This window comes from Diaphorobacter sp. LI3 (assembly GCF_022807955.1).
GTDB lineage: Bacteria > Pseudomonadota > Gammaproteobacteria > Burkholderiales > Burkholderiaceae_C > Diaphorobacter > Diaphorobacter nitroreducens.
The window spans coordinates 458,105-482,943 of sequence record NZ_CP094346.1 but is presented as its reverse complement, the minus strand read 5'-3'; the positions used below and the strand labels follow the sequence as shown (position 1 = coordinate 482,943).

Below are 24,839 nucleotides of genomic sequence, written 5' to 3'. Positions count from 1 at the left end.
TGGCGCTTGTTGTTATTGGTTTTTAGATAGTTTTCTATCTCAAATCCCGGTAAATCAAGCGCAAGCAGCTATCTTTTTTGACTACCCTTTGCGCAGCACCAGCGCCAGCACCAGCATGGACAGCACGAAGCTGATCCACACCGAGGGCTCGGCCTCCAGCGAGAACCACTGCGCCATCTTCTCGCCCAGGCCCACCCAGGCCAGGTTGATGTACGCGGCGGTGAGCAGGCCGATGAATAGCCGGTCGCCGCGCGTGGTGGTCATGGGCAGGAAGCCCTTGCGCTCCACCGTGGGGGATTGGATTTCCCACACCGTCATGGCGATCAGCATGAGCACGATGCAGGTGAAGAACACCGCCACCGGGGTGGTCCAAGCCATCCAGTCAAACATGGGTACCCCCCTGAGCGCCTGCGGCGCTTCCCCCCAGGGGGACGCAGCCGGTGGCCGGGCAAAGCCCGTTCCACGGCTGCCGCTGGTATGGGACGCGTTGCGCGTGCCGCTGCGAATTGCGGTGGTTCATGTGTTGGCTTCCCTTCCCGTCAGACGCGGCCCATCGCGAACCCCTTCGCGATGTAGTGGCGCACGAACCAGATCACGATGGCGCCGGGCACGATGGTCAGTACCCCGGCGGCGGCCAGCGTCGCCCAGTCCATGCCGCTGGCGCTCACGGTGCGCGTCATGGTGGCGACGATGGGCTTGGCATTCACGCTGGTGAGCGTGCGTGCCAAGAGCAATTCCACCCACGAAAACATGAAGCAGAAGAACGCCGCCACGCCCACGCCCGCCTTGATCAGCGGCAGGAAGATGGTGAGGAAAAAGCGCGGAAAGCTGTAGCCATCGATGTACGCTGTCTCGTCGATCTCGCGCGGGATGCCGCTCATGAAGCCTTCGAGAATCCACACCGCCAGCGGCACGTTGAACAGCAGGTGCGCCAGCGCCACGGCGATGTGCGTGTCCATCAGCCCCACGGTGGTGTAGAGCTGGAAGAACGGCAGCAGGAACACGGCCGGCGGCGTCATGCGGTTGGTCAACAGCCAGAAGAACACGTGCTTGTCGCCCAGGAACTGGTAGCGGCTGAACGCATAGGCTGCGGGCAGCGCCACGGTGAGCGAGATCACCGTGTTGATGGCCACGTAGATCAGGCTGTTGATGTAGCCCGAGTACCAGCTCTCGTCGGTGAAGATGGTCTGGTAGTTGGCCCAGGTGAAGTGCTGGGGCCACAGCGAGAAGCTGGACAGGATCTCCTCGTTGGTCTTGAAGCTCATGTTGACCATCCAGTAGATGGGCAGCACGGCGAATACCAGGTAGGCGATCAGGAACAGTGTGCGTTTCTGGAAGCGGGGCTCATTCATGGCCGGCACCCTCCTTCGGCGTGGTGCCCACGCGCTGCATCCAGTTGTAGAGGATGAAGCACAGCAGCAGGATGATGAGGAAGTAGATCAGCGAGAACGCCGCCGCCGGCCCCAGGTCGAACTGGCCCACGGCCTTTTGCGTGAGGTACTGGCTGAGGAAGGTGGTCGCGTTGCCCGGCCCGCCGCCCGTGAGCACGAAGGGCTCGGTGTAGATCATGAAGCTGTCCATGAAGCGCAGCAGCACGGCGATCATCAGCACGCCGCGCATCTTGGGCAGTTGGATGTAGCGGAACACGGCGAACTTGCTCGCGCCGTCGATGCGCGCGGCCTGGTAGTACGCGTCGGGAATGCTGCGCAGCCCCGCGAAGCACAGCAGCGCCACCAGCGGAGTCCAGTGCCACACGTCCATGGCCAGCACCGTCAGCCACGCCTGCGTGGCGTTGCCGGTGTAGCTGTAGTCGAAGCCGATGGCCTCGAACGCCGCTCCCAGCAGGCCGATGTCCGAGCGGCCAAAGATCTGCCAGATGGTGCCCACCACGTTCCACGGGATCAAGAGCGACAGCGCCACGATGACCAGCACCGCCGACGACTTCCAGCCCTGCGCGGGCATGCTGAGCGCCAGCAGGATGCCCAGCGGAATCTCCACCAGCAGCACCGCCAGCGAGAACGTGAGCTGGCGCAGCAACGCGCCGTGCAGTTCCTCGTCGCGCAGCACGGCGGCGAACCATTCCGTGCCCACGAACACGCGGCGCTCGGGGCTGATGATGTCCTGCACCGAGTAGTTCACCACCGTCATCAAGGGCAGGATGGCCGAGAAGGCCACGCACAGAATCACCGGCAGCACCAGGAACCAGGCCTTCTGGTTCACGGGTTTGGTCGTACTACTCATGGCAGTGCTCCAAGGGATAGCCTGCGACGCGCACCACTGGTGCGGCGCAGACGGCGGGGCGCCCAGCAAGGGCCGCTCCGCAGCAAAGGGCGCCGTCCCCCATCCAGGGGGAAGCCGCGCTGCGGCTCAGGGGGTAGCCATTCATGGCAGCAGCTCCTCGTTCTTGTAGAAGCAGGTGTGCTCGCCCAGCACCTGCAGCCAGACCGCCTCGCCCGGCGCGGGCAGCGCCTGCTCGGGCGCGAAACGGGCCTTGAGGGACTGACCCTCTACGGTGGCCGTGAGCATCTGGTGCGTGCCCACGTCCTGCACGCGCGCCACGGTGCAGCGCAACGCACCGGGCGCATGCGCGTCGGCCAGGGCCAGGTATTCGGGGCGCACGCCCAGTTGCACGGCGCCCTCCGGCAGCGCACGCGGCAGAGCCCAGCGCTGCGCGGCCACGGTGATCTCGCCGCCCTGCACCTGCGCGGGCAGGAAGTTCATGCCCGGCGAGCCGATGAAGTGGCCCACGAAGGCGTGCTGCGGGCGCTCGAACAGATCGCCCGGCGTGCCCATCTGCACCACGCGCCCGCGCGTCATCACCACCACCTGGTCGGCGAAGGTGAGTGCCTCCACCTGGTCGTGCGTCACGTAGATCAGCGTGAGCTTGAGCTCATGGTGAATCTGCTTGAGCTTGCGGCGCAGTTGCCACTTGAGGTGCGGGTCGATCACCGTGAGCGGCTCGTCGAACAGCACGGCCGCGACGTCCTCGCGCACCAGGCCGCGGCCCAGCGAGATCTTCTGCTTGGCGTCGGCCGACAGGCCGGCCGCGCGCTGGTCGAGCTGACCGCTCATCTCCAGCATCTCGGCGATTTTCCCCACGCGCTGGCGGATGTGCGCCTCAGGCACCTTGCGGTTCTTCAGCGGGAAGGCCAGGTTCTCGGCCACCGTCATGGTGTCGTAGATCACCGGGAACTGGAACACCTGGGCGATGTTGCGCTCCTGCGGGCTCGCGCGCGTGACGTCGCGGCCGTCAAACCGCACCTGCCCCTGCGAGGGCACGAGCAGGCCGGACATGATGTTCAGCATGGTGGTCTTGCCGCAGCCCGAGGGGCCCAGCAGCGCGTAGGCGCCGCCGTCATCGAAGACCATGTCCAGCGGCAGCAGCGCGTAGTCGCTGTCCTGCTGCGGGCGGGGTTTGTAGGAATGCGCCAGGTTGAGCTCGATGCGCGCCATGTCAGTGCCCTCCCTGCGCGCGTTCCGAGGCGCGCACGGGCGCCAGGGCCAGCGCGCCATCGGGGCCGAACACATAGGCCTGCGCCGGATCGAGGTACAGCGTGACGGCGCTGCCCAGTTCCAGATAGTGCACGCCCGTGACCTGCGCCACCAGCGCGCCCCAGGGCGTGGCGGCGTGCACGAAGGTGTCGGATCCGGAGATCTCCGCCAGCTCCACCACACCCTGCACCGCCACGTCGCCCGCGCGCTGGGCCAGCCGCAGGGCACTGGCGCGCAGGCCCACCGTGAGCGTGCCGCCCGCAGGGGCCTGCAGCGGCTGGCGCAGGGCCAGCACGCTGCCGCCCGCCAGCTGCACGCCGCCGGGCACGGGCTGCGCGGGCAGCAGGTTCATGGGCGGGTCGCTGAAGGCGCGTGCCACGCGCAGCGAGCGCGGCGCGTGGAACACCTCGGCCGTGGGGCCGTACTGCAGCAGCTCACCCTCGTGCAGCACAGCGGTGTAGCCGCCCAGCAGCAGCGCCTCGCCCGGTTCGGTGGTGGCGTAGACCACGGTAGAGCCGCCGGCGGCGAATAGCTGCGACAGTTCCTCGCGCAACTCCTCGCGCAGCTTGTAGTCCAGGTTGACCAGGGGCTCGTCCAGCAGCATCAGCGGGGCGCCCTTGGCCAGTGCGCGCGCCAGTGCCACGCGCTGCTGCTGCCCGCCCGACAGCTCGGACGGCAGCCGATCGAGGAAAGGCGTGATGTGCAGCCGCTCGGCCAGTTCGCGCACGCGCGCGGCCACGTTCTTGTCGCCGCGCAGCTTGAGCGGCGAGGCGATGTTGTCCGCCACCGTGAGCGACGGGTAGTTGATGAACTGCTGGTACACCATGGCCACGTTGCGCTCACGCACGGGCACGCCGGTGACGTCCACGCCGTCCACACGCACGCGGCCCTCGGTGGGCCGGTCCAGCCCGGCCATGATGCGCATCAGGCTGGTCTTGCCCGCCTGCGTGGCCCCCAGCAGCACGGTCACGGCGTCGCTATGCAGCCGCAGGCCCATGCCATGCAGCCACACCTGCGGGCCGACCCGCTTGGTGATGCCGTCCAAAATCAGCTCCATGCGCGCTCCTCGCCTCCCCTGTGGCAGCGGGGGTGCCAGGCGTCCGCACGCCTGCCACTCCCGACAAAATCTTCGTATTCATTCATTTTTGTTCTTTTGTGATCGAAACGAATCAAGGTTTACCCTTGCTCGATTCCTTTTTGTTCGTTTTAAAGTGCATCCCACCCCATCGCCATGCCCGCCCCAGCGCCGCCCGTGAACACCAACCCCCGCCAACTCCAGTTGCTCGATGAAGTACGCCTGCGCAAGTCGCTGAGCGTGGAGCAGCTGGCCGACATCCTGGGCGTGACGCTGCAGACCGTGCGCCGCGACGTACAGCGCCTGGCCGAACTGGGCCTGGTCAGCCGCTTTCATGGCGGGGTACGCATGCCCAGCTCCACCGTGGAGAACCTGGCCTATACCCAGCGCGAGGCGCTGAACTCCACGGGCAAGGCGCGCATCGCGCGCGCCGTGGCCGCGCAGGTGCCCGACAACTGTTCGCTGATCCTGAACATCGGCACCACCACCGAAGCCATTGCTAAGGCGCTGCTGCACCACAAGGGCCTGCGCGTGCTGACCAACAACCTGAACGTGGCCGCCATCCTGTGCGCCAACCCCGACTGCGAGGTGATCGTGGCCGGGGGCGTGGTGCGCAAGCGCGACCGCGCCATCGTGGGCGAGGCGGCGGTGGACTTCATCCGCCAGTTCCGCGTGGACATCGCACTCATCGGCATCTCCGGCATCGAGCCCGACGGCTCGCTGCGCGACTACGACATGCGCGAGGTGAAGGTCGCGCAGACCATCATCGAACACGCGCGCGAGGTCTGGCTGGCCGCCGACCACACCAAGTTCAATCGTCCGGCCATGGTGCAGCTGGCGCAGCTCGCGCAGATCGACCGGCTGTTCACCGACGCGCCGCCGCCCGAGCCCTTCCCGGCCCTGCTGCACGAGGCCGGCGTGCAATGCACCGTGGCTGCCGCATGAGAGGCCCTCCCGGCGATTGAACAGCGCCCCAACACGTTACGCTCCGCCCATGACCTACCTGCTCGCACTCGACCAAGGCACCTCCAGCTCCCGCAGCATCGTGTTCGACGAACGTGGCCGCATCGTGGCCCAGGCGCAGCGCGAGCTGCCGCAGATCTACCCCCGCCCCGGCTGGGTGGAACATGACCCGCGCGAGATCTGGCGCACGCAGCTCGCCACTGCGCAGGACGCGCTGCGCGAGGCGCGCATCACCGCGCAGGACGTGCGCGCCCTGGGCATCACCAACCAGCGCGAGACCACCGTGCTGTGGAACCGCCGCACCGGCGAGCCCGTGCACCACGCCATCGTCTGGCAGGACCGGCGCGCCGAGCCCGCCTGCGCGCAACTGCGCGAACAGGGCCATGCCGCCGCCATCCAGGCCAAGACGGGCCTGCTGATCGACGCCTATTTCTCCGGCACCAAACTGCAATGGCTGCTGGACCACGTGCCCGGCGCGCGCGACGCGGCCGAGGCCGGCGAGCTGGCCTTCGGCACCGTGGACAGCTGGCTCATCTGGCAGCTCACCGGCGGCAAGCGCCATGTCACCGACGTGAGCAACGCCAGCCGCACCATGCTGTTCAACGTGCACACCAACCAGTGGGACGATGAGCTGCTGCAGCTCCTGCGCATCCCGCGCGCGCTGATGCCCGAGGTGCTGCCATCGGCCAGCGACTTCGGCGCCACCGACGCGGCGCTGCTGGGCGGCCCGATCGCCATTGGCGGCGTGGCAGGCGACCAGCAAAGCGCGCTCTTCGGCCAGGCGTGCTTCACCGCCGGCATGGCCAAGAACACCTACGGCACGGGCTGTTTCATGCTCATGCACACCGGCAGCCGCTTTCAGAAAAGCGAGAACGGCCTGCTCACCACCAGCGCGGCGCAAGCCGGCCGATCGCCCGAGTACGCCATGGAAGGCAGCGTGTTCGTGGGCGGCGCCGTGGTGCAGTGGCTGCGCGACGGGCTGCGCGCCATCTCGGCCAGCTCCGAGGTGCAGGCGCTGGCCGAAAGCGTGCCCGACTCGGGCGGCGTGATGATGGTGCCCGCCTTCACCGGCCTGGGCGCGCCCTACTGGAAGCCCGACGCGCGCGGCACCATCACCGGCCTCACGCGCGGCACCACCATCGCGCACATCGCGCGCGCCGCGCTCGAATCCATTGCCTACCAGAGCGCCGCGCTGCTGGCCGCCATGAGCCGCGACGCCGTGGCCGCAGGCGGCGCCCCGGTGAGCGAGCTGCGCGTGGACGGCGGCGCCTGCGTGAACGACCTGCTGATGCAGTTCCAGGCCGACCTGCTGGGCATTCCCGTGGTGCGCCCCGCCGTGGTGGAGACCACCGCCCTGGGCGCCGCCTACCTGGCGGGCCTGGCGAGCGGCGTGTATGCCAGCACCGACGAGCTGTCTGCCCTGTGGCAAGCCGAGCGGCGCTTCACCCCCACCCTGCCGCGCAGCCAGGCCGAGGCGTTGATGGCGCGTTGGGAGCACGCCGTCGCGCAGGCCGTGCTACCCGGTTGACGTAAAAACCATAGCTGCTGGCGCTTGCTGCAACGCATTTTCAGACACAAAACCCTCTGAATCCCCTGCATAGCAAGCGCGAGCAGCTCCTGTTTTTGAATCACTCTGAATGATGCTGGACGGCGCACAATGCCGCCTGACCCCATCGCTTCCCCGCCCAATCCCATGACAGCCAGCGCATCCCCCCTTCCCCCCATTGCCTTCATCGGCGGCGGCAACATGGCCAGCGCCATCATCGGCGGCCTGCTGCAGCGCGGCCTACCGGCCGGCCAGATCGAGGTGGTCGAACCCTTCGAGCCCGCGCGCGCCGCGCTGCGGGAGAAGTTCGGCATCACCGCGCAGCCCGCGGCTGGCGATGCGCTCGCGCGCGCCGCGCTGGTCGTCTGGGCCGTCAAGCCCCAGACCTTCAAGGAAGCCGCCGCCGCCACCCGCGCCCACACCGCCACCGCCCTGCACCTGAGCGTGGCCGCCGGCATTCCCACGGACAGCATCGCGCGCTGGCTGGACACGCAGCACATCGTGCGCGCCATGCCCAACACCCCCGCGCTGGTGGGCAAGGGCATCACCGGCCTGTTCGCCCGCCCGCAAGTGGACCCGCAGGGCAAGGCGCTGGTGGAACGCGTGATCGCCACCACCGGCCAGTTCGTCTGGGTGGAGGCCGAGGAGCAGCTCGACGCGGTCACCGCGCTGTCGGGCTCCGGCCCGGCCTATGTGTTTCTGTTCCTCGAAGCCATGACCCAGGCCGGCGTGGACATGGGCCTGCCCCCCGCGCAGGCCTACCAGCTGGCCGTGGCCACGTTCCAGGGCGCATCGGAGCTGGCCGCGCGCTCGCCCGAGAGCGCCGAGGTGCTGCGCCAGCGCGTGACCAGCAAGGGCGGCACCACGCACGCCGCCATCACGCACCTGCAGGCTGCACAGGTGCCCGCGCACTTCATCGCCGCCATGCGCGCGGCAGAGGCCCGTGCCAAGGAACTGGCGGCCGAGTTCGGCGCCTGATTCAAGCGTCAAAAATAGCTCCAGCGGTTGACAGTCAAGCGCTGGCAGCTATCACTAGCGTAGCAAATACCCTAGCGCCACGCCGGCAAAGATCGCCGCGCCGATCCAGTGGCTCTTGCTGAAGGCGGTAAAGCACCCCTCGCGCGTGCGGTCCTTGATCAGCGTGAAGTGCCATGCCACCTGCGCCGCCGCCACGCCCAGCCCCAGCCACAGCGGCCAGCCCAGGCCGTAGGGCGCGAGCACCCACGCCGTGAGCCCCAGGCACAGCACGAAGAAGCCCATGATGGCCGCCACGTCGAAGCGCCCCAGCGTGATGGCCGAGGTCTTCATGCCAATCTTCAGATCGTCGTCGCGGTCCACCATGGCGTACTCGGTGTCGTAGGCCAGCACCAGGAACAGGTTGGCCAGCCACAGCACCCAGGCCGTGGCCGGCACCCGGCCCTGCACGGCCGCAAAGGCGATCACGATGCCGAAGTTGAACGCAATGCCCAGGAACGCCTGCGGCATGGCGAAGAACCGCTTGGTGAACGGGTACAGGATGGTGAACAACACCGCGGGCACCGACCAGGCCACCGCCTCCCAGCGCGTGGTGAGCACCAGCACGAAAGCCGCCAGCGTGAGCACCACGCCCACCAGCGCGGCCTCTTTCACGCCCAGCTGGCCGCTGGTGATGGGGCGCTGCGTGGTGCGCTTCACATGGCGGTCGAAGTCGCGGTCGGCAATGTCGTTGATGGTGCAACCCGCACTGCGCATGAGCACCGTGCCGGCCACGAAAACCGCCAGCAGGTGCCAGCCGGGAAAGCCGTCCGCCGCCACCCACAGCGCCGCCAGCGTGGGCCACACCAGCACCAGCCAGCCCGCGGGGCGGTTCCAGCGGATCAGGTCGAGGTACAGGGACAGGCGGGAGCGCGGGGCGACAGCGGACATGGAGGCAAGGGAAAAGACAGGTTGCGCAGGGCGCCACGGGGCGGACACGGACACCGAAGGCACAAGGCCCGCGGACGACGCAGCACACGGGGACGGGTGCCCGCCAGCGTGCGCCAAAGCCCGCTTTTATACGCCATGGTGGCCGGCGCGCCCGCGTGGTCGCACGGCACTGCCCGTGAGCGGAAGACTGCCGTTCAACGGCGCGCGGCGTCCCGCAGGGGATCCCAGCCGCGCCCCAGCGCGGCCCCGCGCAGGAAAGCAACCACGGCGGCATCGCCCCCGCAGACAGCCACCAGAGCGGCGGCCCGCGCCCAGTCGCGCTGCGCGCCCAGGCGCTCCTGCCACTGCTCGGCCGCGCCCCGGTGGCGGCCCATGCGACGGGGCAGCAGCGGCGCCAGCGACGTGCTGCCGTAGCGCAACCGCTTGGCGAGAATGCGGGCATGGTGCAGGCCTTCGTCATCGCCCGCCGTTTTGAGCGCCGCGCCCAGGCGCCGCACCAGCCGCTGGACGCGCTTGCGCACCCAGTGCCGCGCCGGCGCGCCGGCCAGGGCATCGCTGGCACAGGCGTCCACGCCGCGCTCCCCCTGGGCGGCCAGCGCCCAGCCATGCAACCAGTCCTGCCAGGCCAGCAGCGCGGCGCCCACGGCGGGCCGATGGAGTGCGGCGCGCGTTTGCGCGCGGGCCTGGTCTGCGGCGGCATCCAGCGCGGCCTGCGCTGCCGCCCAGGCGGCGGCCTGCCGCGCGCCGCCCTGCGCGTAGTGCGCGGCCAACGCAGGCAGCGTCTGGGTGCGCGCCACATCCAGGTCGCGTAAATGTCCCAGGGACTGCAGCAGCGGCGCCAGCGCTACGGCGGCGGGGGCCGGCCGCGCGGCACAGGCCGGGGCAAAGAGGCGCGCCAGGCTGCGCAGCCGGCGCCAGCCCACGCGGGCCTGGTGCACCACCTCGGGCGCGTCGCTGCCCTGTTGCAGCGCAAACAGGTTGGCGCAAAACTGGTGGAAAGGCTCCTGCAGCACGCGTTCGGCGACCTGCGCCACCGTCATGCCGCGCTTCAGCGCGGGCGGCTGGGCCTCCACGGCCGGGCTGGCCGGCGGGTACAGCAGCGCGTAGCCGCGTGCGGCCTTGCTCGCGGCCAGCGGCAGCACCGGCACGTGCCGCGCGATGCGCCGCGCCAGCGCCAGCAGTGCCTCGGGAGGCCCCTGCAGCAACTCCAGCTCCAGTTCGCACAGCGGCGTGGCATGCGCCGCGCCGTCCACCGTGGCGGTCACGGCGCCCACGTCCAGCGCCACCTCCACCACGGCGCCGCCGCGCACCCGCACACGCCAGCGGGTGCGCACGAAGTCGGTGGTAAAGCACGGTTGCAGCGCGGCGGCCAGCACGCCATCGAGGTCCATGGCGGGCCAGGGCGTGCCCTCCAACCGGTGCAGCTCCAGCGCCGGGCCGGCCACGGGCATTTCCCACTCGCCGCGCTGGCTCAGCGCGGACGTGGTGTCGCCCGCGGTCTTGAGGGTCTGCAGCCAGCGGGCACCCGCGCCCTCAGGCCCCTCGCGGCGCAGGCGCAGGGCGACGCGCTGGCGCAGCAGGTCCTGCGCAGGCGTGTCGTGGTAGAGGCTGACCAGGTGCTCACGCACCGGCGTGGCGCGTGCCAGCGCCGGCTCGCGCATGAGGCGCACCGCCAGCGCCGCCGCATCACGCGGGGGCAGCGCCAGCTTGAGCTCTGTCTCGGTGGCGGACATGGCCCGGCCCGCGTGCACAGTTGCGCTTGTATCTTTAAACCAGACCAGCGCGGTAGAGTCTGAACGCCGTTGAGGCGGCCAGACCGGCCCGTGCAGTTTGGTAGGCGCTGGGGTGATAGAGCCCGTGACTGAGTACAGAACGCATGGCCGCCGCGCTGGTCTTCGTGAAGCCCGAACGGTTACGCGCGCCTTGATTGAGCGCGCATGCACAAGCAAGGGATCTGAAGATCATGTCTGTTACCTCAGTGACGGTGGGCATCGACGTGGCCAAGGCGCACGTGGATGTCTGTGTGCTGGGTGCCAAGAGCAGCGCCCAGCGGTTTGACAACGATGCCGAAGGCCACTCGGCGCTGGCGGCTGCCCTGCAGCCCCTGGACGTGGGTCTGGTGGTGATGGAGGCCACCGGCGGCTACGAGGCCGCGTTAGCGTGTGCCCTGCAGGCCACAGGCCTGCCCGTGGCGGTCATCAACCCGCGCCAGGCGCGCGACTTCGCCAAATCCATGGGACGCCTGGCCAAGACCGACGCGGTGGATGCGCGCACGCTGGCCGAGCTGGCAGCGGTGCTGCTGCGCCGCGACGATCTGCAGCGCTTCTTGCGCCCCCTGGCCGATGAGCGCCAGCAGTGGCTCGCGGCCCTGGTCACGCGCAGGCGCCAGTTGCTGACCATGCTCCATTCGGAGCGCCAACGGCTGCAGATCACGCCCAAGAAGCTGCACGCCAGCATCGAGGCCATCGAGGCGGCGATCAAGGCGCAGCTCGATGAGATCGAAGAGCAGATGGTCACGCATGTGCGCGAGCACTTTGGGGAGCTCGACACGCTGCTGCAGTCGGCTGCGGGAGTCGGCCCGGTGGCCAGTGCCACGATGATTGCCGAGCTGCCAGAGCTGGGCCGGCTGAACCGGCGCGAGATCGCTGCATTGGTGGGCGTGGCGCCCATGGCCAATGACTCCGGCGGCAGCAAGGGCAGGCGGCGCGTACAAGGCGGGCGCTTCGAGATCCGCCGCGTGCTGTACATGGCAACGCTCACGGCCACCCGCTACAACCCGGCCATCAAGGCCTTCTACGAGCGTCTGAAGGCCGCTGGCAAGTTGCCCAAGGTCGCCCTGGTCGCTTGCATGCGCAAGTTGCTCACCACGCTCAACGCCATGGTGCGCACTGGAAAACCTTGGGACAAGTCGCTTCATTGCGCTTGACTTCGAAGACGGTTACTCAGTCCTCCAGCAGCGAGCGCAGCATCCAGGCCGTTTGCTCGTGCACCGTGAGGCGCTGGGTCAGCAGGTCGGCCGTGGGCTCGTCGCTGGCCTTGTCGGCCAGGGGAAACAGCTCGCGCGCAGTGCGGGCCACGGCCTCATGGCCTTCCACCAGGATGCGGATCATCTCGGTCGCCTTGGGCGGCTGGGCCGGCACGTCGGGCAGGCTGGTGAGCTGGCCGAACTGCGCGTAGGAGCCCGGCGCCACATGGCCCAGCGAGCGGATGCGCTCGGCCACCGGGTCCACGGCGTTCCACAGCTCTGTGTACTGCGCCATGAACATGGTGTGCAGCGTGTTGAACATCGGGCCCGTCACGTTCCAGTGGAAGTTGTGGGTCGTGAGGTACAGCGTGTAGGTGTCGGCCAGCAGGCGCGACAGGCCCTGCGCGATGGCGGCCCGGTCCTTGTCGCTGATGCCGATGTTGATGCGCGGTGCGCCGCTCTTGGTGCTGACGGATTTGCTGCTGGGCTTGGCCATGGTGCGTCCTTTCTGGGTGGTGGGGATGACTCTGCCATGACTGTACCAACTACCGCGCCGCGCAGCATCGCCCTGCGTCAAGACAAGCGCGTGACGCCGGGCAACTCGCAGGCGTAGACAGCGTTGCGCAGCGCGGCGATGGCCTCGTAGCGCGTGAAGCTGCGCCGCCAGGCCAGGACCACGCGGCGCTTCGGCGGCGGGCTGCCGTCGCTCTCGACGATTGGCAGGTAGCGGATGTGCGTGTCGTCGCTCTTGCGCCGGCGTGCACCCGTGTGCAGCGCATCCCGCGGCACCGACAGGCGTGGCACCAGCGTCACGCCCATGCCGGCGGAGACCATGTGCTTGATGGTCTCCAGCGACGAGCCTTCGAACGTGCGGCGAATGCCTTCGGCATTGCTCGCGTAGCGCGCGAACTCGGGGCACACCTCCAGCACGTGGTCGCGAAAGCAGTGGCCCGCGCCCAGCAGCAGCATGGTTTCGTTCTTGAGTTCCGACGCCGAGACCGCATCGCGCTCGGCCAGCGGGTGGCTGCTGGGCACGGCCGCCAAGAAGGGTTCGTCATACAGCGGCGCGATGGCCAGGCCGGTGTCGGGGAACGGCTCGGCCATGATGGCGCAGTCGATCTCCCCGGTGCGCAGCATCTCCAGCAGCTTCACGGTGAAGTTCTCCTGCAGCATCAGCGGCATCTGCGGCGTGCGCGCGATGGCATGGCGCACCAACTCGGGCAGCAGGTAGGGGCCGATGGTGTAAATCACGCCCAGCGTGAGGGCGCCGGCCAGCGGGTCCTTGCCGCGCTTGGCGATCTCCTTGATGGCGGCGGCCTGCTCCAGCACGCTCTGCGCCTGGCGCACGATTTCCTCGCCCAGCGGCGTGACGGAGACATCGCCCGCGCTGCGCTCGAAGAGCTTGACCTCCAGCTCGTCCTCGAGCTTCTTCACCGCTACCGACAGCGTGGGCTGCGAGACATAGCAGGCTTCGGCGGCGCGGCCGAAGTGTTTTTCACGCGCAACGGCGACGATGTATTTGAGTTCGGTAAGAGTCATGGCGAATCCGGCCGGCAGAATCGGCCATTGTGCAACGCCCGCCGCGCTGTGCGGCCACGGGCGGCCCATCAGGCTTTGAGATAGTCCGATTTTCCGCCAAGCCAGCGCTGGATGTGGCGCTCGGCCAGCAGCGGGTGGCGGTCCAGCATCTGTGGCGCCGTCTCGCGCGCCCATTCCAGCAGCAGCGTATCGGTGGCCAGGTCGGCAAAGCGCAGCAGTGCGTCGCCCGACTGGCGAGCGCCCAGGAACTCGCCAGGCCCGCGGATCTCCAGGTCGCGCCGCGCGATCTCGAAACCGTCGGTGGTCTCGGCCATGGCCTTCAGGCGGTCGCGCGCGGTCTCGCCCAGGCGGCCCGAGTCGCCCATGGAGTACAGCAGCACGCAGGCCGAAGCCGCCGCGCCGCGCCCCACGCGCCCGCGCAGCTGGTGCAGCTGCGACAGGCCGAAGCGCTCGGCATGCTCGATGACCATGAGCGAGGCGTTGGGCACGTCCACGCCCACTTCGATCACGGTGGTGGACACCAGCACGCCCATCTGCCCGCCCTTGAACAGGTCCATCACGGCCTTCTTCTCGGTGGCGGGCATGCGCGAGTGCAGCAGGCCCACCATCACGGGCGCGCGCCCGTGCGCCGCGTCGCCCTGCAACGCCTCGCTCAACTCGGCGTGCGTGGCGGTAGCGTTGGACAGGTCCAGCGCCTCGCTCTCCTCGATCAGCGGGCACACCCAGTACACCTGCCGGCCCGCCGCCACCTGCGCACCGATGCGCTCGACCACCTCATCCTTGCGGCTGTCCGCGATCAGCTTGGTGACGATGGGCGTGCGCCCGGGCGGCAGCTCGTCGATGGTGGACACGTCCAGATCGGCGTAGTAACTCATGGCCAGCGTGCGCGGGATGGGCGTGGCACTCATCATCAACAGGTGCGGCTCCATGCCGGCGTGCTCCAGCTTTTTGCGCAGCGCCAGGCGTTGTGCCACGCCGAAGCGGTGCTGCTCGTCGATCACCGCCAGCGCCAGGTTCTTGAAACGCACCTGCTCCTGGATGACGGCGTGCGTGCCCACAACCAGCGCGGCCTCGCCGCTTTCGATGCGCGCGAGCATCTCGGCGCGCTCCTTCTTCTTCTGCCCGCCCACCAGCCACGCCACCTGGCGCCCGCGCTCGGCCAGCAGCGGCTGCAGCCAGCCGATGAGCTTGGCGAAGTGCTGCTCGGCCAGGATCTCGGTGGGCGCCATCAGCGCACACTGCCAGCCCGCGTCCATGCACACCGTGGCGGCCAGCGCGGCCACCACGGTCTTGCCCGAGCCCACATCACCCTGCAGCAAACGGTGCATGGGCACCGGCCGGGCCAGATCGCGCGCGATCTCCTCACCCACGCGGCGCTGCGCGGCCGTCAGGCTGAAGGGCAGCACGCCCAGCAATTGCTCGTGCAGCGGCGTGCCCCCTGCCTGCGTCTGCGGGCGCAGCGCCGGGGCACGCAGGCGGGCGCGCTCGCGCTTGGCGGTGAGCTGCGACAGCTGCTGCGCCAGCAGTTCCTCGGCCTTCAGGCGCTGCCACGCCGGGTGGCTGTGGTCCTGCAGCGTGGCCAGCGCCACATCGGGCGTGGGGTGATGCAAAAACAGAAGCGCCTCGCGCAGGCTCCATGGGCGCTGGAGGCCGTTTTGGTCATCAATCCGCACCCCCGAGGGAACCGCGGGGGGTTCGAGCCCCGGCGGCAGCGTCTCGGGCAATTCCACGCGCGTGAGGGCGCTCGCCACGGCGCGGCGCAGGTACGCCTGAGGCAGCTGCGCCACCGTGGGATAGACGGGGGTCAGTGCCGCGGGCAAGTCCCCTTCGGCCTTGCGGAACGCCGGGTGCAGCATCTGGCGGCCCCAGAAACCGCCCTTGATTTCGCCGCGCACGCGCAGGCGCGCGCCCACGGCCATGGTCTTCTGGTGCGAAGGGTAGAAGCTGAAGAAGCGCAGCTCGCAGCTGCCGGTGCCGTCCTCCACGGTCACCACCAGTTGCCGGCGCGGACGCATCTGCACCTCGCTGGCGGTCACCGTGGCCTCGATCTGCACCGTGTCGCCATCGCGTGCGCTGCGGATCGGCGTAATGCGCGTCTCGTCCTCGTAGCGCAGGGGCAGGTGCAGGGCCAGGTCGATGTCGCGCACCAGCCCCAGCTTGACGAGGGCCTGCTGTGCGGGGCTGGGGGCGGGCTTCGCGGAGGACGAGGCGGACGTGGAGGAACGTGTGGGTCTGGGCACGGCAAAAAGGCTACCATGCCCGCAGTTACCACACGTTACCGTCTCGTCGTCTCCCGTCATGCTCAAGCGCATCGAAGTCAAGCATCTCACCCTGGGCATGTACCTGCATGAGTTCTGCGGCTCCTGGATGGAGCACCCCTTCTGGCGCTCGCGCTTTCTGCTGCAGGATCCGCAAGACCTGGCGCGCATCCGCGCCACGGAGATCCACGAGGTCTGGATCGACACATCCAAGGGCCTGGACATCGCGCCCGGCACGGCCAGCGTGTCCCGCGCCGAAGCCGACGCGCAGGTGGACAGCGACTTCCAGCATCTGGAGGACCTGCCTACCCAGCCCGCGCCGCCTGCCCCGGCCGTGACGCCCCAGCCGGCAGGCATGGACCAGGAGCTGCGCCGGGCGGCGGCCATCTGCTCGCAGGCCAAGCAGGCCGTGGTCACGATGTTCGGCCAGGCACGCCTGGGCCGCGCCATCGATACCGCCGTGGCGCAGGAAATGGTCAACGAGATCACCGACTCGGTCACGCGCAACCCGGACGCGCTCATCAGCCTGGCGCGGCTCAAGACGGCCGACGAGTACACCTACATGCACTCGGTCGCCGTGTCCGCGCTGATGGTGGCGCTGGCCCGGCAGATCGGCATGGACGATGGAGCCGCGCGCATGGCCGGGCTGGCCGGGCTGCTGCACGACATCGGCAAGGCGGCCGTGCCGCTGGAAGTGCTCAACAAGCCCGGCAAGCTGACCGACGACGAGTTCACCGTGGTGCGCAGCCACCCCGTGGCCGGCTACGCCCTGCTGCAGGGCACCGACCTGCCCGAGCCCGTGCTGGACGCGTGCCTGCACCACCACGAGAAGATGGACGGCACGGGCTACCCCCACCGCCTCACGGGCGAGCAGATCAGCACGCTGGCGCGCATGACTGCCATCTGCGACGTGTACGACGCCATCACGTCGGACCGGCCCTACAAGCGCGGCTGGGACCCCTCAGAGTCGCTGCGCCGCATGGCGGAATGGACCCGCGACCACTTTGACAGCCGGCTGTTCCAGGCCTTCGTCAAGAGCATCGGCATCTACCCCGTGGGCTCGCTGGTGCGCCTCGCCTCGGGCCGCCTGGGCGTCGTGACAGAGCAGTCGCCAGGCAAGTTGATCGCGCCGCGCGTGAGGGTCTTCTACTCCACCCGATCCGATCTGCGCATCCCCCCCGAGGTGGTGGACCTGTCCGAGCCCGACTGCCGCGACAAGATCATCGCGCGCGAGGACCCGGCGCGCTGGCAGTTCCCCGACCTCGCGCAACTCTGGTCCGACCTGCCCGACCCTCGCTGGTAGCGCCCGAGGTGCACCAACGCGCTGCACGGCGGCGGCATCTTTGCGAGAATTGCGGGCTTGTCTTTCTGCCTTGGAACGGGCCCGTCCGGCCCTCAAGCCCCGCATGTCCTCCGCCTCCACCGCACCCCGCACCTTCACCCTGAGCGACTTCGACTTCGAGCTGCCCGAGCTGCTCATCGCCCAGCACCCGGCCCCCCAGCGCAGCGGCTCGCGCCTGCTGGACGGGCGCACCGTCCCGCCCACCGACCGCATCTTCCGCGAACTGCCCGACCTGCTGCAGCCGGGCGACCTGCTGGTGTTCAACGACACACGCGTGGTCAAGGCCCGCGTGTTCGGCGAGAAGGCCAGCGGCGGCAAGCTGGAGCTGTTGATCGAGCGCGTGCTCACCGGCAACGAGGTCGTGGCGCACATGAAGGTCAGCAAGAAGCCGCTGCCCGGCGCCACGCTCCACCTGGCCGGCGGCGCGGCCGCGGGCGGGTTCGACGCCACGCTGCTCGGCCGCTACCCGGATGCGGACGGCCCGCTGTTTCGCCTGGCCCTGCGCGGCCCCGCGGGCGAGAGCCCCTGGGAGCTCATGGAGCGCCACGGCCACCTGCCGCTGCCGCCCTACATCGAGCGCCAGCAGGCCGGCGGCAACGACCCCCATGCCGGCGAGGACAGCGAGCGCTACCAGACCGTGTTCGCGCGCGCGCCCGGCGCGGTGGCCGCGCCCACGGCCGCGCTGCACTTCGACGATGCCGTACTGGCCCGCCTGGCCGAGCGCGGCATCGAGCGCGCCAGCGTCACGCTGCACGTGGGCGCGGGCACCTTCCAGCCCGTGAAGACCGAGAACCTGGCCGAGCACCGCATGCACAGCGAGTGGTACGAGGTACCGCTGGCCACGCTGGCGGCGCTGGAGCGCTGCCGCCAGCGCGGCGGCCGCGTGGTGGCCGTGGGCACGACCACGGTGCGCACGCTGGAATCCTGGGCCGCGAGCGGCCAGGCCGCGGGCGACACCAGCATCTTCATTACGCCGGGCTTCCAGTTCCAGGTGGTCGACCTGCTGCTCACCAACTTCCACCTGCCCAAGAGCACGCTGATGATGCTGGTGAGCGCCTTTGCGGGCTACGAGCACATCATGCAGCTGTACCGCCACGCGGTCGCGCAGCGCTACCGCTTCTTCAGCTACGGCGACTGCATGCTGCTGGAGCGCCCCCGCGCATGAGCGCCGCGCCGGCCGGGCACAGCCCCCGCACCGCCCTGGCCGGCATCGCGCTCACGGTGGGCGCCTGCGCCTCGTTCGCGCTGCTGGACACCGCCACCAAGCTGGTGAGCGCCACCACGCCGCTGCTGCTGGCGCTGTGGCTGCGCTATGTGTTCCAGTCGCTGGTCACCAGCGCCTATGTGCTGCCACGCAGCGGCTGGCGCCCGCCCCGCACGGACCACCCGCGCTATCAACTGTTGCGCGCGGTGCTGTTCGCCGCGACCAGCCTGTTCGGCATCTTCAGCATCCGCGCCATGCCGCTGGCGGAGTTCACCGCCATCGTGGCCGCCACGCCGCTGTGCGTGACGCTCGTGGCCGCGTTGTGGCTGCGCCAGCCGGTCAGCGCACTGCGCTGGCTGCTGGTGGCCACGGGGCTGGCCAGCGTGCTGCTGATCCTGCGCCCGGGCGGCCAGTCCTTCAGCGGGGTATTGGTGCTGCCGCTGGGCATGCTGGCCTGCGGCACGGGGTACCAGATCTTGAGCAGCCGCATGGCCGGGCAGGAGGCCCCCACGACCACGCAGTTCTATACCAGCTGGATTGCCGCCGGGCTGATGACGCTGGCGGCGCCCTTCGTGTGGACCGCCATCACCAGCGCCCGGGTATGGCTGGGGCTGGTGGTCATGGGACTGTCGAGCGCGCTGGGCCATCTGTTGCTGCTGCGGGCCTACGCCTGCGCAGCGCCCGCCACGATCGCGCCGTTTCTCTACACCCAGATCGCGTTTGCCATGCTGGCCGGCTGGGCGGTGTACGGCCACATGCCGGACCGCTGGTCGCTGCTGGGCATCTGCCTGATCGCCGCCAGCGGCGCTGCGAGCGCGTGGCTGACGGTGCGCGAGCGGCGCTGATCAGTACCCGTGCTGCTGGCGGAACGCCCGCGCCTGGCCGAAGTGGCCGTTGCCGATGAACGGCACGGGCGGGCGCAGCGCCGACAACGGCGAGGGATGGTTGGAGGTAAGCACCAGGTGCCCCCGGTCCTGCGGGATGAAGGCACGCTTGGACTGCGCATGGCTGCCCCAGAGCATGAACACCACGGGGCGCGGCCCTTCGGCCACCTCGCGGATGACGGCATCGGTCAGCTGCTCCCAGCCCTTGCCCGCGTGGCTCGCGGCCTGGCCCTCTTCCACCGTGAGACAGGTGTTGAGCAGCAGCACACCGTTCTGTGCCCACTTCACCAGGCTGCCGCCCGGGTTGGGAAACGGTGGGAGGGGTACGCCCATGTCGCGCTGCATTTCCTTGAAGATGTTCTGCAGCGAGGGCGGCAGGCGCACGCCCGGCGCGACCGAAAAGGCCAGCCCCTCGGCTTGGCCACGGCCGTGGTACGGGTCCTGCCCCAGGATGACCACGCGCGTGTCCTCGGGGGCGGTGAGCTGCAGCGCCCGCAGCGGCTGCGGCGGGAAGATGGCGGCGCCGGCCTCCAGCCGCGCCTGCAGGAAGGCCAGCAACTGTCGGCCGCGCGCGCTGGCAAAGAACGTGTCGACCAGCGGCTGCCAGCCCGGCGCGACAGGCCAGTCGGCAGGGTCGGCGCTTTGCAGTTGCGTGGCGGCGGGAGTATTTAGCATCAAATCATGCTCCAAGGCTTATCCATTCTGCGCTGCAAGCTATATTTACGATAGCTAATCCATTCCATCATGCACCCGGTTGCGGCCTGCCGCCTTGGCGCGGTACAGGTTCGCATCCGCGCGCGCCAGCAACTGTTCGGGGGTGTCTTCGGCGCCGGGCACCACACAGGCCACCCCGGCACTCACCGTGACCACGGGCGCAATCGGCGAGCCGCGGTGTTCCATCTGCCGCGCATGCACGGCCCGGCACAGCGCCTGCGCCTTGGCGCGCGCGCCGTCCAGGTCGCACTCGGGCAACAGGCAGACGAACTCTTCGCCGCCGTAGCGGGCCACGAGGTCGTGCGACCGCCCCAGGCCGCCGCGCAGCGCGGCGGCCACGGCGCGCAGGCAATCGTCGCCCTGCTGGTGGCCATACAGGTCGTTGAACTGCTTGAAATGGTCGATGTCCACCATCACCACGGCCAGGGGCTGGCCGCTGCGCCGGCAGCGCCGCCATTCGGCTTTGAGGGTGCGGTCGAACTGGCGACGGTTGGCCAGGCCCGTGAGCCCGTCCATGAAGGCCAGCTTGCGCAGCAGTTCATGTTGCGCGCGCTGCTCGGTCACGTCCACGAACGTGGCCATGCAATGGTCTCCAAACGCGAGCCCGCCGATGGTCATCGTATGCAGCCTGCCGTCGCGGTCGGTGACGCGGTATTCCCTGTCCGCGATCTCGCCCCCCTGCGCACCTGCCTGCGCCAGGTCTGCGTGCCATGCGGCGATGACCTGTTCACGGTAGTGCGGGTCGGGATACGCGCGCGGCCACCACTGCCCCAGCGTGGGCACCTCGGCCTCGGTGTAGCCGAACAGGTCCAGGAAGCGCCGGTTGCGAAAGTAGATCACGCCCGCGGCATTGATCATGCACAGCCCGATGGGCATCTCCTGCATCAGATGCGTGAGCAGGCGCTCGGTCTCCTGCTGCTGCAGCGCCTGCTGCTTGGCCAGCGTCACGTCGTGGATATAGCCATGCCACAGCACGGCGCCCGAGGCCGTGCGCGCGGGCCGCGCCTGGCCGCTGACCCAGCGCTCGCGCTCCCCGGGCACGAGCACGCGGTACTCGGTGCGCCACAGCTCCAGGGTCTGCGCGGATGCCAGCACGCTCTCGCGCAGCGCCTGCAGGTCGTCGGGGTGGATGCGCGCGAAGACCTGCTCCGCATCCACGCACAGGGCCTGCGGGGGAAGCCCGTAGATGTCCTGCACCCCGGGGCTGGCGTACGGGAAGTGGCTGCGTCCGTCGGGCTCGCGCTGGTATTGGTACAGCGCGCCGGGCACGTTCTCGGCCAGGCGGTCCAGCGTCTCTTGGTGCTGCCGCTGCGCGGTCACGTCCGTGTGGGTGCCGATGAGGCGGGTGGGTCGGCCGCTGGCGTCGCGCGCGGTCACCTGGCCGCGGTCCTGCACCCATTTGTAGCTGCCGTCCTTGCAGCGCATGCGGTGCACGTTTTCATAGACCGCCGTTTCACCCGCCAGGTGGCGCGCCATGTCGGCGTGCACGCGCGCCAGATCGTCGGGATGCACGCGGCTTTCCCATTCCTGCAGGCCGTCGCCGATGTCGCCTTCCGCGTAGCCGAGCATGGTCTTCCATACCGGCGAGAAATACACCGTGTCCGCGGCCACGTCCCAGTCCCACACGCCCTGCTGGGTGGCGTGCAGCACCGCCTGCCAGCGGGCCTGCAGCGCGGCCTCCTGGGCGGCCAGCGCCTGCTCGCGGCGCCACAGCTGGCGGCGCCGGCGCTGCATGAAGCCCAGGCCCAGCCCAATGGCAACCCCCGTCAGCAGCCATGCCACACCCAGCGTCCAGGCGCGCGCGCGCCAGGCGGCGAACACCTGGCTCCAGTCCCGCGCAACGGCCGCAACCAACGGCTTGTCCATGTGCAGGTGGGCCGGAAAGATGGTGTGCAGCGCCACCAGCCGCTCGGTCGGGTCCGGCTCCATCGCGCCGACGAAGAGGCTTTCCATCCGCCCGCTGTCCAGGTGCGCCTGAAAGAGCGTTCCGGGCTGCGCCAGCGTGGCGCCCAGCAGCCCCGCCCGTTCGGGCACGCGCAGGAAGCGCACGCCGTCGCCGTGCACCAGGGTGCTCTCCACGTCGGGGGCGTAGCGCACGGAGTCCAGCAAGGTCTTGAACTCGTCGGGGTCCAGCGTCGCCGCGACCACGCCGCCGGGCAGCCCATCTTCCGCCACCACCGGGCGCGACAACGTGATGGCCCAGATACCCAACACCGTGCGCATGGGCGCACTGACGATCAGCGAGGGCTGCTCGCGGCTTGCCAGTCGCCGCGCCGACTGAAAGTAATCGCGGTAGGCAAAGTTCTCCCCGAGCAGTTCAGCGCGGCTGGAGGCGACCACCGTACCCTCGGCATCCAGCACGGTCAGCGTGCGCACGCCGGTCATGGCGTCGCTGAAGGCCCGCAGCCGCTCGTTGAACGGCAAGGCGCCTTCAGGGCGCGCGCGCCACTGCGCCATGTTCGCAACAATATCCCCCAGCGCCTGGTTCACAGCATGCAGTTGGCGCTCCAGGTTCTCATGGACGATATGCACCTGGTGCGCGACCTGCTGGCGCTCGCGTGCCTCGGTGTCGCGCCGCTCCAGGCTCAGCACGACTGCGATCAGCGCCCCCAGCGCCAGCCACAGGCCCGCCAGCAACCACCACTCCCTGCGAAAACGCTCGGCCTGCGTATCCGGTCTCTCGCGCAAGGCAACTCCTCCATGCGGGCACGATAAGAATGGCCGGGTAACCGCCTCAGACAAGGCTCATCGACGCGGCCCGATGACTTTCATGGGCGCAGTATGCCGCCACCGCCCCAACCCCGGGGGACGCCCGGCCTGCGGCCGTCAGGCGAACAGCTGGGCCAGCGCCCGCCCCGGGTCGGGCGCGCGCATGAAGGCCTCGCCCACCAGGAACGCATTCACGCCGGCATCGCGCAGCGTGTGCACATCCACCGGCGCAAGGATGCCGGACTCGGCCACCAGCAGGCGGTCGGCGGGCACTTCCTTCTTCAGGTCCAGCGTGGTCTGCAGGCTGACCTCGAAGGTGCGCAGGTTGCGGTTGTTGATGCCCACGAGCGGCGTCTGCAGGCGCAGCGCGCGCTCCAGCTCGGCACCGTCGTGCACCTCCACCAGCACGGCCATGTCCAGGCTGCGGGCGATCTGCTCCATCTCGGCCATCAGGCCATCCTCAAGGCAGGCGGCGATCAGCAGCACACAGTCCGCTCCAAAAGCGCGCGACTCGTAGATCTGGTACGGGTCGATCATGAAGTCCTTGCGCAGCACCGGCAGCGGGCAACTGGCGCGTGCCTGCTTCAGGTAATCGGGCTGGCCTTGAAAGAACTGGCGGTCGGTCAGCACCGACAGGCAGGCCGCGCTGACCTTGCCGTCGCCCTCGGCGTAGCTTTGCGCGATGTCGGACGGGATGAAATCCTCGCGGATCACGCCCTTGCTGGGGCTGGCCTTCTTGATTTCGGCGATCACGCCGGCCTGGCCCTGGTCGATCTTGGCGCGCAGCGCGCCCACGAAGTCGCGCGTGAGCACGCGGCTCTCGGCGTCGCGGCGCATGTCGGCGAAGGACACGCGCTTTTGCGCGGCGGCCACTTCCTCGACCTTCACGTCGCAGATTTTCTTCAGGATGTCGGACATGCTTGCTTCCTTGCTCCCCACAGGGAGCGTCAATGGTGACGTCGCGCACTGGCGCCAGCGCCCGTCCCGCTCATTCGCGCGGAGGTACCGGGCCCTCGTGGCCTTGCGTGGGCGGTGCCGGGCCGCGCACCACCTTCATGATGATGCGGTGCATCACGATGCCCACGACGATGAACAGCAGCGACACGCCCAGCACGATCCACGTCGCGGGGTCGTTCCAGATGGGAGCGTCCAGCAGGCTCATCGCCGTGCGCTCAGGCCGCGAGCTTCTGGGTGTAGGCGACCAGCTGCTGCAGCTTGGCCAGGGCCGCGCCGCTGGCCAGGGCCTGCTGGGCGCGGCGCAGGCCGTCTTCCAGCGAGTCGGCCACGTTGGCAGCATACAAGGCGGCACCGGCATTCAGGCAGACGATGTCGCGCGCCGGGCCTTCGTCGCCCTGCAGCACGCCCATCAGCATGGCCTTGGATTCGGTCGGGTTCTCCACGCGCAGCGCCCGCGTGCCCGCCATGCGCAGGCCGAAGTCCTCGGGGTGGATCTCGTACTCGCGCACCGCGCCGTCTTTCAATTCGCCCACCAGCGTGCCCGCGCCCAGGCTGATTTCGTCCAGCCCGTCACGGCCGTAGACCACCAGCGCGTGCTCGGCGCCCAGGCGTTGCAGCGCACGCACCTGGATGCCCACCAGGTCTTCGTGGAACACGCCCATGAGGATGTTGGGCGCACCTGCCGGGTTGGTCAGCGGCCCCAGGATGTTGAAAATGGTCCGCACGCCCAGCTCCTTGCGCACCGGCGCCACGTTCTTCATGGCGGGGTGGTGGTTGGGCGCGAACATGAAGCCGATGCCCACGTCGCCAATGCACTGCGCGATCTGCGCAGGCTGCAGGTTGATGTGCACGCCCAGCGCCTCCATGGCGTCGGCGCTGCCGCTCTTGCTGCTGACGCTGCGCCCGCCATGCTTGCTGACCTTGGCGCCCGCGGCGGCGATCACGAAGGTGGCGCAGGTGGAGATGTTGAAGGTGTTGGCGCCGTCGCCGCCCGTGCCCACGATGTCCACGAGGTGCTTGGTGTCGTGCACCTGCACCTTGTGGGAGAACTCGCGCATCACCTGCGCGGCGGCGGTGATCTCGCCGATGGTTTCCTTCTTCACGCGCAGGCCGGTGGTGATGGCCGCGGTCATGACGGGCGAGAGTTCGCCGCTCATGATCATGCGCATGAGGTGCAGCATCTCGTCGTGGAAGATCTCGCGGTGCTCGATGGTGCGCTGCAGCGCTTCCTGGGGGGTGATGGGGGTCATGGAAGTACCTCTATTTTGATAGCTGCTTGCGCTTGC

The 24,839-nt window shown here is 69.2% G+C and carries 22 protein-coding genes; 7 read left to right on the top strand and 15 right to left on the bottom strand.

Annotation, left to right across the window (positions count from 1 at the left end):
* Positions 1-81 precede the first annotated feature (81 nt).
* From MRB47_RS02300 to MRB47_RS02280, 5 genes are all read right to left on the bottom strand, one after another.
* Positions 82-390 carry a DUF2160 domain-containing protein gene (locus tag MRB47_RS02300; protein ID WP_252101796.1) on the bottom strand — a complete coding sequence of 103 codons (309 nt, stop codon included), beginning with the start codon at positions 388-390 and terminating at the stop codon, positions 82-84.
* Between the two features lie 149 nt (positions 391-539).
* Positions 540-1,352, bottom strand: coding sequence for a carbohydrate ABC transporter permease (locus tag MRB47_RS02295; RefSeq protein ID WP_012655440.1), 813 nt, complete (start codon positions 1,350-1,352; stop codon positions 540-542).
* Complete coding sequence (locus MRB47_RS02290) at positions 1,345-2,241, bottom strand: carbohydrate ABC transporter permease (protein WP_252101795.1); 897 nt, start codon at positions 2,239-2,241, stop codon at positions 1,345-1,347. Before MRB47_RS02290 ends, MRB47_RS02295 begins: the two co-directional genes overlap by 8 nt.
* Before the next feature lie 141 nt (positions 2,242-2,382).
* Entirely contained in the window at positions 2,383-3,453 is a 1,071-nt protein-coding gene (locus MRB47_RS02285; protein WP_012655437.1) for an ABC transporter ATP-binding protein, read from the bottom strand.
* Between the two features lies 1 nt (position 3,454).
* Complete coding sequence (locus tag MRB47_RS02280; RefSeq protein ID WP_252101794.1) at positions 3,455-4,549, bottom strand: ABC transporter ATP-binding protein; 1,095 nt, start codon at positions 4,547-4,549, stop codon at positions 3,455-3,457.
* 195 nt (positions 4,550-4,744) lie between these two features.
* On the opposite strand from MRB47_RS02280, the gene MRB47_RS02275 reads away from it, so the two are divergent.
* The 3 genes from MRB47_RS02275 to proC all read left to right on the top strand — a co-directional run bounded on the left by MRB47_RS02275 (position 4,745) and on the right by proC (position 8,054).
* Positions 4,745-5,512, top strand: a complete 768-nt coding sequence (locus tag MRB47_RS02275; protein WP_041838933.1) for a DeoR/GlpR family DNA-binding transcription regulator — start codon at positions 4,745-4,747, stop codon at positions 5,510-5,512.
* 49 nt (positions 5,513-5,561) lie between these two features.
* Entirely contained in the window at positions 5,562-7,058 is a 1,497-nt protein-coding gene (gene glpK / locus MRB47_RS02270) for a glycerol kinase GlpK (protein WP_088887784.1), read from the top strand.
* Between the two features lie 165 nt (positions 7,059-7,223).
* Positions 7,224-8,054 (top strand): pyrroline-5-carboxylate reductase, encoded by an 831-nt coding sequence (gene proC, locus MRB47_RS02265; RefSeq protein WP_041836159.1) that lies wholly within the window; start codon positions 7,224-7,226, stop codon positions 8,052-8,054.
* Positions 8,055-8,108: 54 nt separating this feature from the next.
* Here the strand turns inward: proC and ubiA are convergent, their stop codons facing one another.
* Together ubiA and MRB47_RS02255 are read right to left on the bottom strand one after the other, a co-directional pair.
* A complete protein-coding gene (ubiA, locus tag MRB47_RS02260; protein WP_252101793.1) occupies positions 8,109-8,981 on the bottom strand; it encodes a 4-hydroxybenzoate octaprenyltransferase in 873 nt (290 codons plus the stop codon).
* A 194-nt stretch (positions 8,982-9,175) separates the two neighbouring features.
* A complete protein-coding gene (locus MRB47_RS02255) occupies positions 9,176-10,714 on the bottom strand; it encodes a CYTH and CHAD domain-containing protein (RefSeq protein WP_252101792.1) in 1,539 nt (512 codons plus the stop codon).
* Positions 10,715-10,944: 230 nt separating this feature from the next.
* On the opposite strand from MRB47_RS02255, the gene MRB47_RS02250 reads away from it, so the two are divergent.
* Positions 10,945-11,907, top strand: a complete 963-nt coding sequence (locus MRB47_RS02250) for an IS110 family transposase (protein ID WP_011804582.1) — start codon at positions 10,945-10,947, stop codon at positions 11,905-11,907.
* 16 nt (positions 11,908-11,923) lie between these two features.
* On the opposite strand, the gene MRB47_RS02245 is transcribed toward MRB47_RS02250, so the two are convergent.
* From MRB47_RS02245 to recG, 3 genes are all read right to left on the bottom strand, one after another.
* Positions 11,924-12,442, bottom strand: coding sequence for a Dps family protein (locus MRB47_RS02245; protein ID WP_011803840.1), 519 nt, complete (start codon positions 12,440-12,442; stop codon positions 11,924-11,926).
* Between the two features lie 77 nt (positions 12,443-12,519).
* Complete coding sequence (locus tag MRB47_RS02240) at positions 12,520-13,485, bottom strand: LysR substrate-binding domain-containing protein (protein ID WP_252101791.1); 966 nt, start codon at positions 13,483-13,485, stop codon at positions 12,520-12,522.
* Positions 13,486-13,553: 68 nt separating this feature from the next.
* Positions 13,554-15,725 (bottom strand): ATP-dependent DNA helicase RecG, encoded by a 2,172-nt coding sequence (gene recG, locus MRB47_RS02235; protein ID WP_252101790.1) that lies wholly within the window; start codon positions 15,723-15,725, stop codon positions 13,554-13,556.
* Positions 15,726-15,783: 58 nt separating this feature from the next.
* On the opposite strand from recG, the gene MRB47_RS02230 reads away from it, so the two are divergent.
* From MRB47_RS02230 to MRB47_RS02220, 3 genes are all read left to right on the top strand, one after another.
* Positions 15,784-17,046, top strand: a complete 1,263-nt coding sequence (locus tag MRB47_RS02230; protein WP_252101789.1) for an HD-GYP domain-containing protein — start codon at positions 15,784-15,786, stop codon at positions 17,044-17,046.
* A 103-nt stretch (positions 17,047-17,149) separates the two neighbouring features.
* Positions 17,150-18,250: a tRNA preQ1(34) S-adenosylmethionine ribosyltransferase-isomerase QueA gene (gene queA, locus MRB47_RS02225; RefSeq protein WP_252101788.1), complete on the top strand. Its 1,101-nt coding sequence runs from the start codon at positions 17,150-17,152 to the stop codon at positions 18,248-18,250.
* A complete protein-coding gene (locus MRB47_RS02220) occupies positions 18,247-19,134 on the top strand; it encodes a DMT family transporter (protein ID WP_252101787.1) in 888 nt (295 codons plus the stop codon). Before queA ends, MRB47_RS02220 begins: the two co-directional genes overlap by 4 nt.
* Here the strand turns inward: MRB47_RS02220 and MRB47_RS02215 are convergent, their stop codons facing one another.
* The 5 genes from MRB47_RS02215 to trpD form a co-directional block, all read right to left on the bottom strand.
* Positions 19,135-19,848: a uracil-DNA glycosylase gene (locus MRB47_RS02215; protein WP_103738512.1), complete on the bottom strand. Its 714-nt coding sequence runs from the start codon at positions 19,846-19,848 to the stop codon at positions 19,135-19,137.
* 54 nt (positions 19,849-19,902) lie between these two features.
* A complete protein-coding gene (locus tag MRB47_RS02210) occupies positions 19,903-22,575 on the bottom strand; it encodes a diguanylate cyclase domain-containing protein (protein WP_252101786.1) in 2,673 nt (890 codons plus the stop codon).
* Positions 22,576-22,713: 138 nt separating this feature from the next.
* Positions 22,714-23,514, bottom strand: coding sequence for an indole-3-glycerol phosphate synthase TrpC (gene trpC / locus MRB47_RS02205; RefSeq protein ID WP_252101785.1), 801 nt, complete (start codon positions 23,512-23,514; stop codon positions 22,714-22,716).
* A gap of 70 nt (positions 23,515-23,584) precedes the next feature.
* On the bottom strand, positions 23,585-23,758 hold the full coding sequence (locus tag MRB47_RS02200) for a hypothetical protein (RefSeq protein WP_162844513.1): 174 nt from the start codon (positions 23,756-23,758) through the stop codon (positions 23,585-23,587).
* Between the two features lie 10 nt (positions 23,759-23,768).
* Positions 23,769-24,803: an anthranilate phosphoribosyltransferase gene (gene trpD, locus MRB47_RS02195; RefSeq protein ID WP_011803832.1), complete on the bottom strand. Its 1,035-nt coding sequence runs from the start codon at positions 24,801-24,803 to the stop codon at positions 23,769-23,771.
* Positions 24,804-24,839 lie beyond the last annotated feature (36 nt).

Excerpts from the sequence above, each read along its gene's own strand:
- MRB47_RS02300 (WP_252101796.1), bottom strand. The coding sequence starts at position 390 with ATGTTTGACTGGATGGCTTGGACCACCCCGGTGGCGGTGTTCTTCACC.
- MRB47_RS02295 (WP_012655440.1), bottom strand. The coding sequence starts at position 1,352 with ATGAATGAGCCCCGCTTCCAGAAACGCACACTGTTCCTGATCGCCTAC.
- MRB47_RS02290 (WP_252101795.1), bottom strand. The coding sequence starts at position 2,241 with ATGAGTAGTACGACCAAACCCGTGAACCAGAAGGCCTGGTTCCTGGTG.
- MRB47_RS02285 (WP_012655437.1), bottom strand. The coding sequence starts at position 3,453 with ATGGCGCGCATCGAGCTCAACCTGGCGCATTCCTACAAACCCCGCCCG.
- MRB47_RS02280 (WP_252101794.1), bottom strand. The coding sequence starts at position 4,549 with ATGGAGCTGATTTTGGACGGCATCACCAAGCGGGTCGGCCCGCAGGTG.
- glpK (WP_088887784.1), top strand. The coding sequence starts at position 5,562 with ATGACCTACCTGCTCGCACTCGACCAAGGCACCTCCAGCTCCCGCAGC.
- proC (WP_041836159.1), top strand. The coding sequence starts at position 7,224 with ATGACAGCCAGCGCATCCCCCCTTCCCCCCATTGCCTTCATCGGCGGC.
- ubiA (WP_252101793.1), bottom strand. The coding sequence starts at position 8,981 with ATGTCCGCTGTCGCCCCGCGCTCCCGCCTGTCCCTGTACCTCGACCTG.
- MRB47_RS02255 (WP_252101792.1), bottom strand. The coding sequence starts at position 10,714 with ATGTCCGCCACCGAGACAGAGCTCAAGCTGGCGCTGCCCCCGCGTGAT.
- MRB47_RS02250 (WP_011804582.1), top strand. The coding sequence starts at position 10,945 with ATGTCTGTTACCTCAGTGACGGTGGGCATCGACGTGGCCAAGGCGCAC.
- MRB47_RS02245 (WP_011803840.1), bottom strand. The coding sequence starts at position 12,442 with ATGGCCAAGCCCAGCAGCAAATCCGTCAGCACCAAGAGCGGCGCACCG.
- MRB47_RS02240 (WP_252101791.1), bottom strand. The coding sequence starts at position 13,485 with ATGACTCTTACCGAACTCAAATACATCGTCGCCGTTGCGCGTGAAAAA.
- MRB47_RS02230 (WP_252101789.1), top strand. The coding sequence starts at position 15,784 with ATGCTCAAGCGCATCGAAGTCAAGCATCTCACCCTGGGCATGTACCTG.
- queA (WP_252101788.1), top strand. The coding sequence starts at position 17,150 with ATGTCCTCCGCCTCCACCGCACCCCGCACCTTCACCCTGAGCGACTTC.
- MRB47_RS02220 (WP_252101787.1), top strand. The coding sequence starts at position 18,247 with ATGAGCGCCGCGCCGGCCGGGCACAGCCCCCGCACCGCCCTGGCCGGC.
- MRB47_RS02215 (WP_103738512.1), bottom strand. The coding sequence starts at position 19,848 with ATGCTAAATACTCCCGCCGCCACGCAACTGCAAAGCGCCGACCCTGCC.
- trpC (WP_252101785.1), bottom strand. The coding sequence starts at position 23,514 with ATGTCCGACATCCTGAAGAAAATCTGCGACGTGAAGGTCGAGGAAGTG.
- MRB47_RS02200 (WP_162844513.1), bottom strand. The coding sequence starts at position 23,758 with ATGAGCCTGCTGGACGCTCCCATCTGGAACGACCCCGCGACGTGGATC.
- trpD (WP_011803832.1), bottom strand. The coding sequence starts at position 24,803 with ATGACCCCCATCACCCCCCAGGAAGCGCTGCAGCGCACCATCGAGCAC.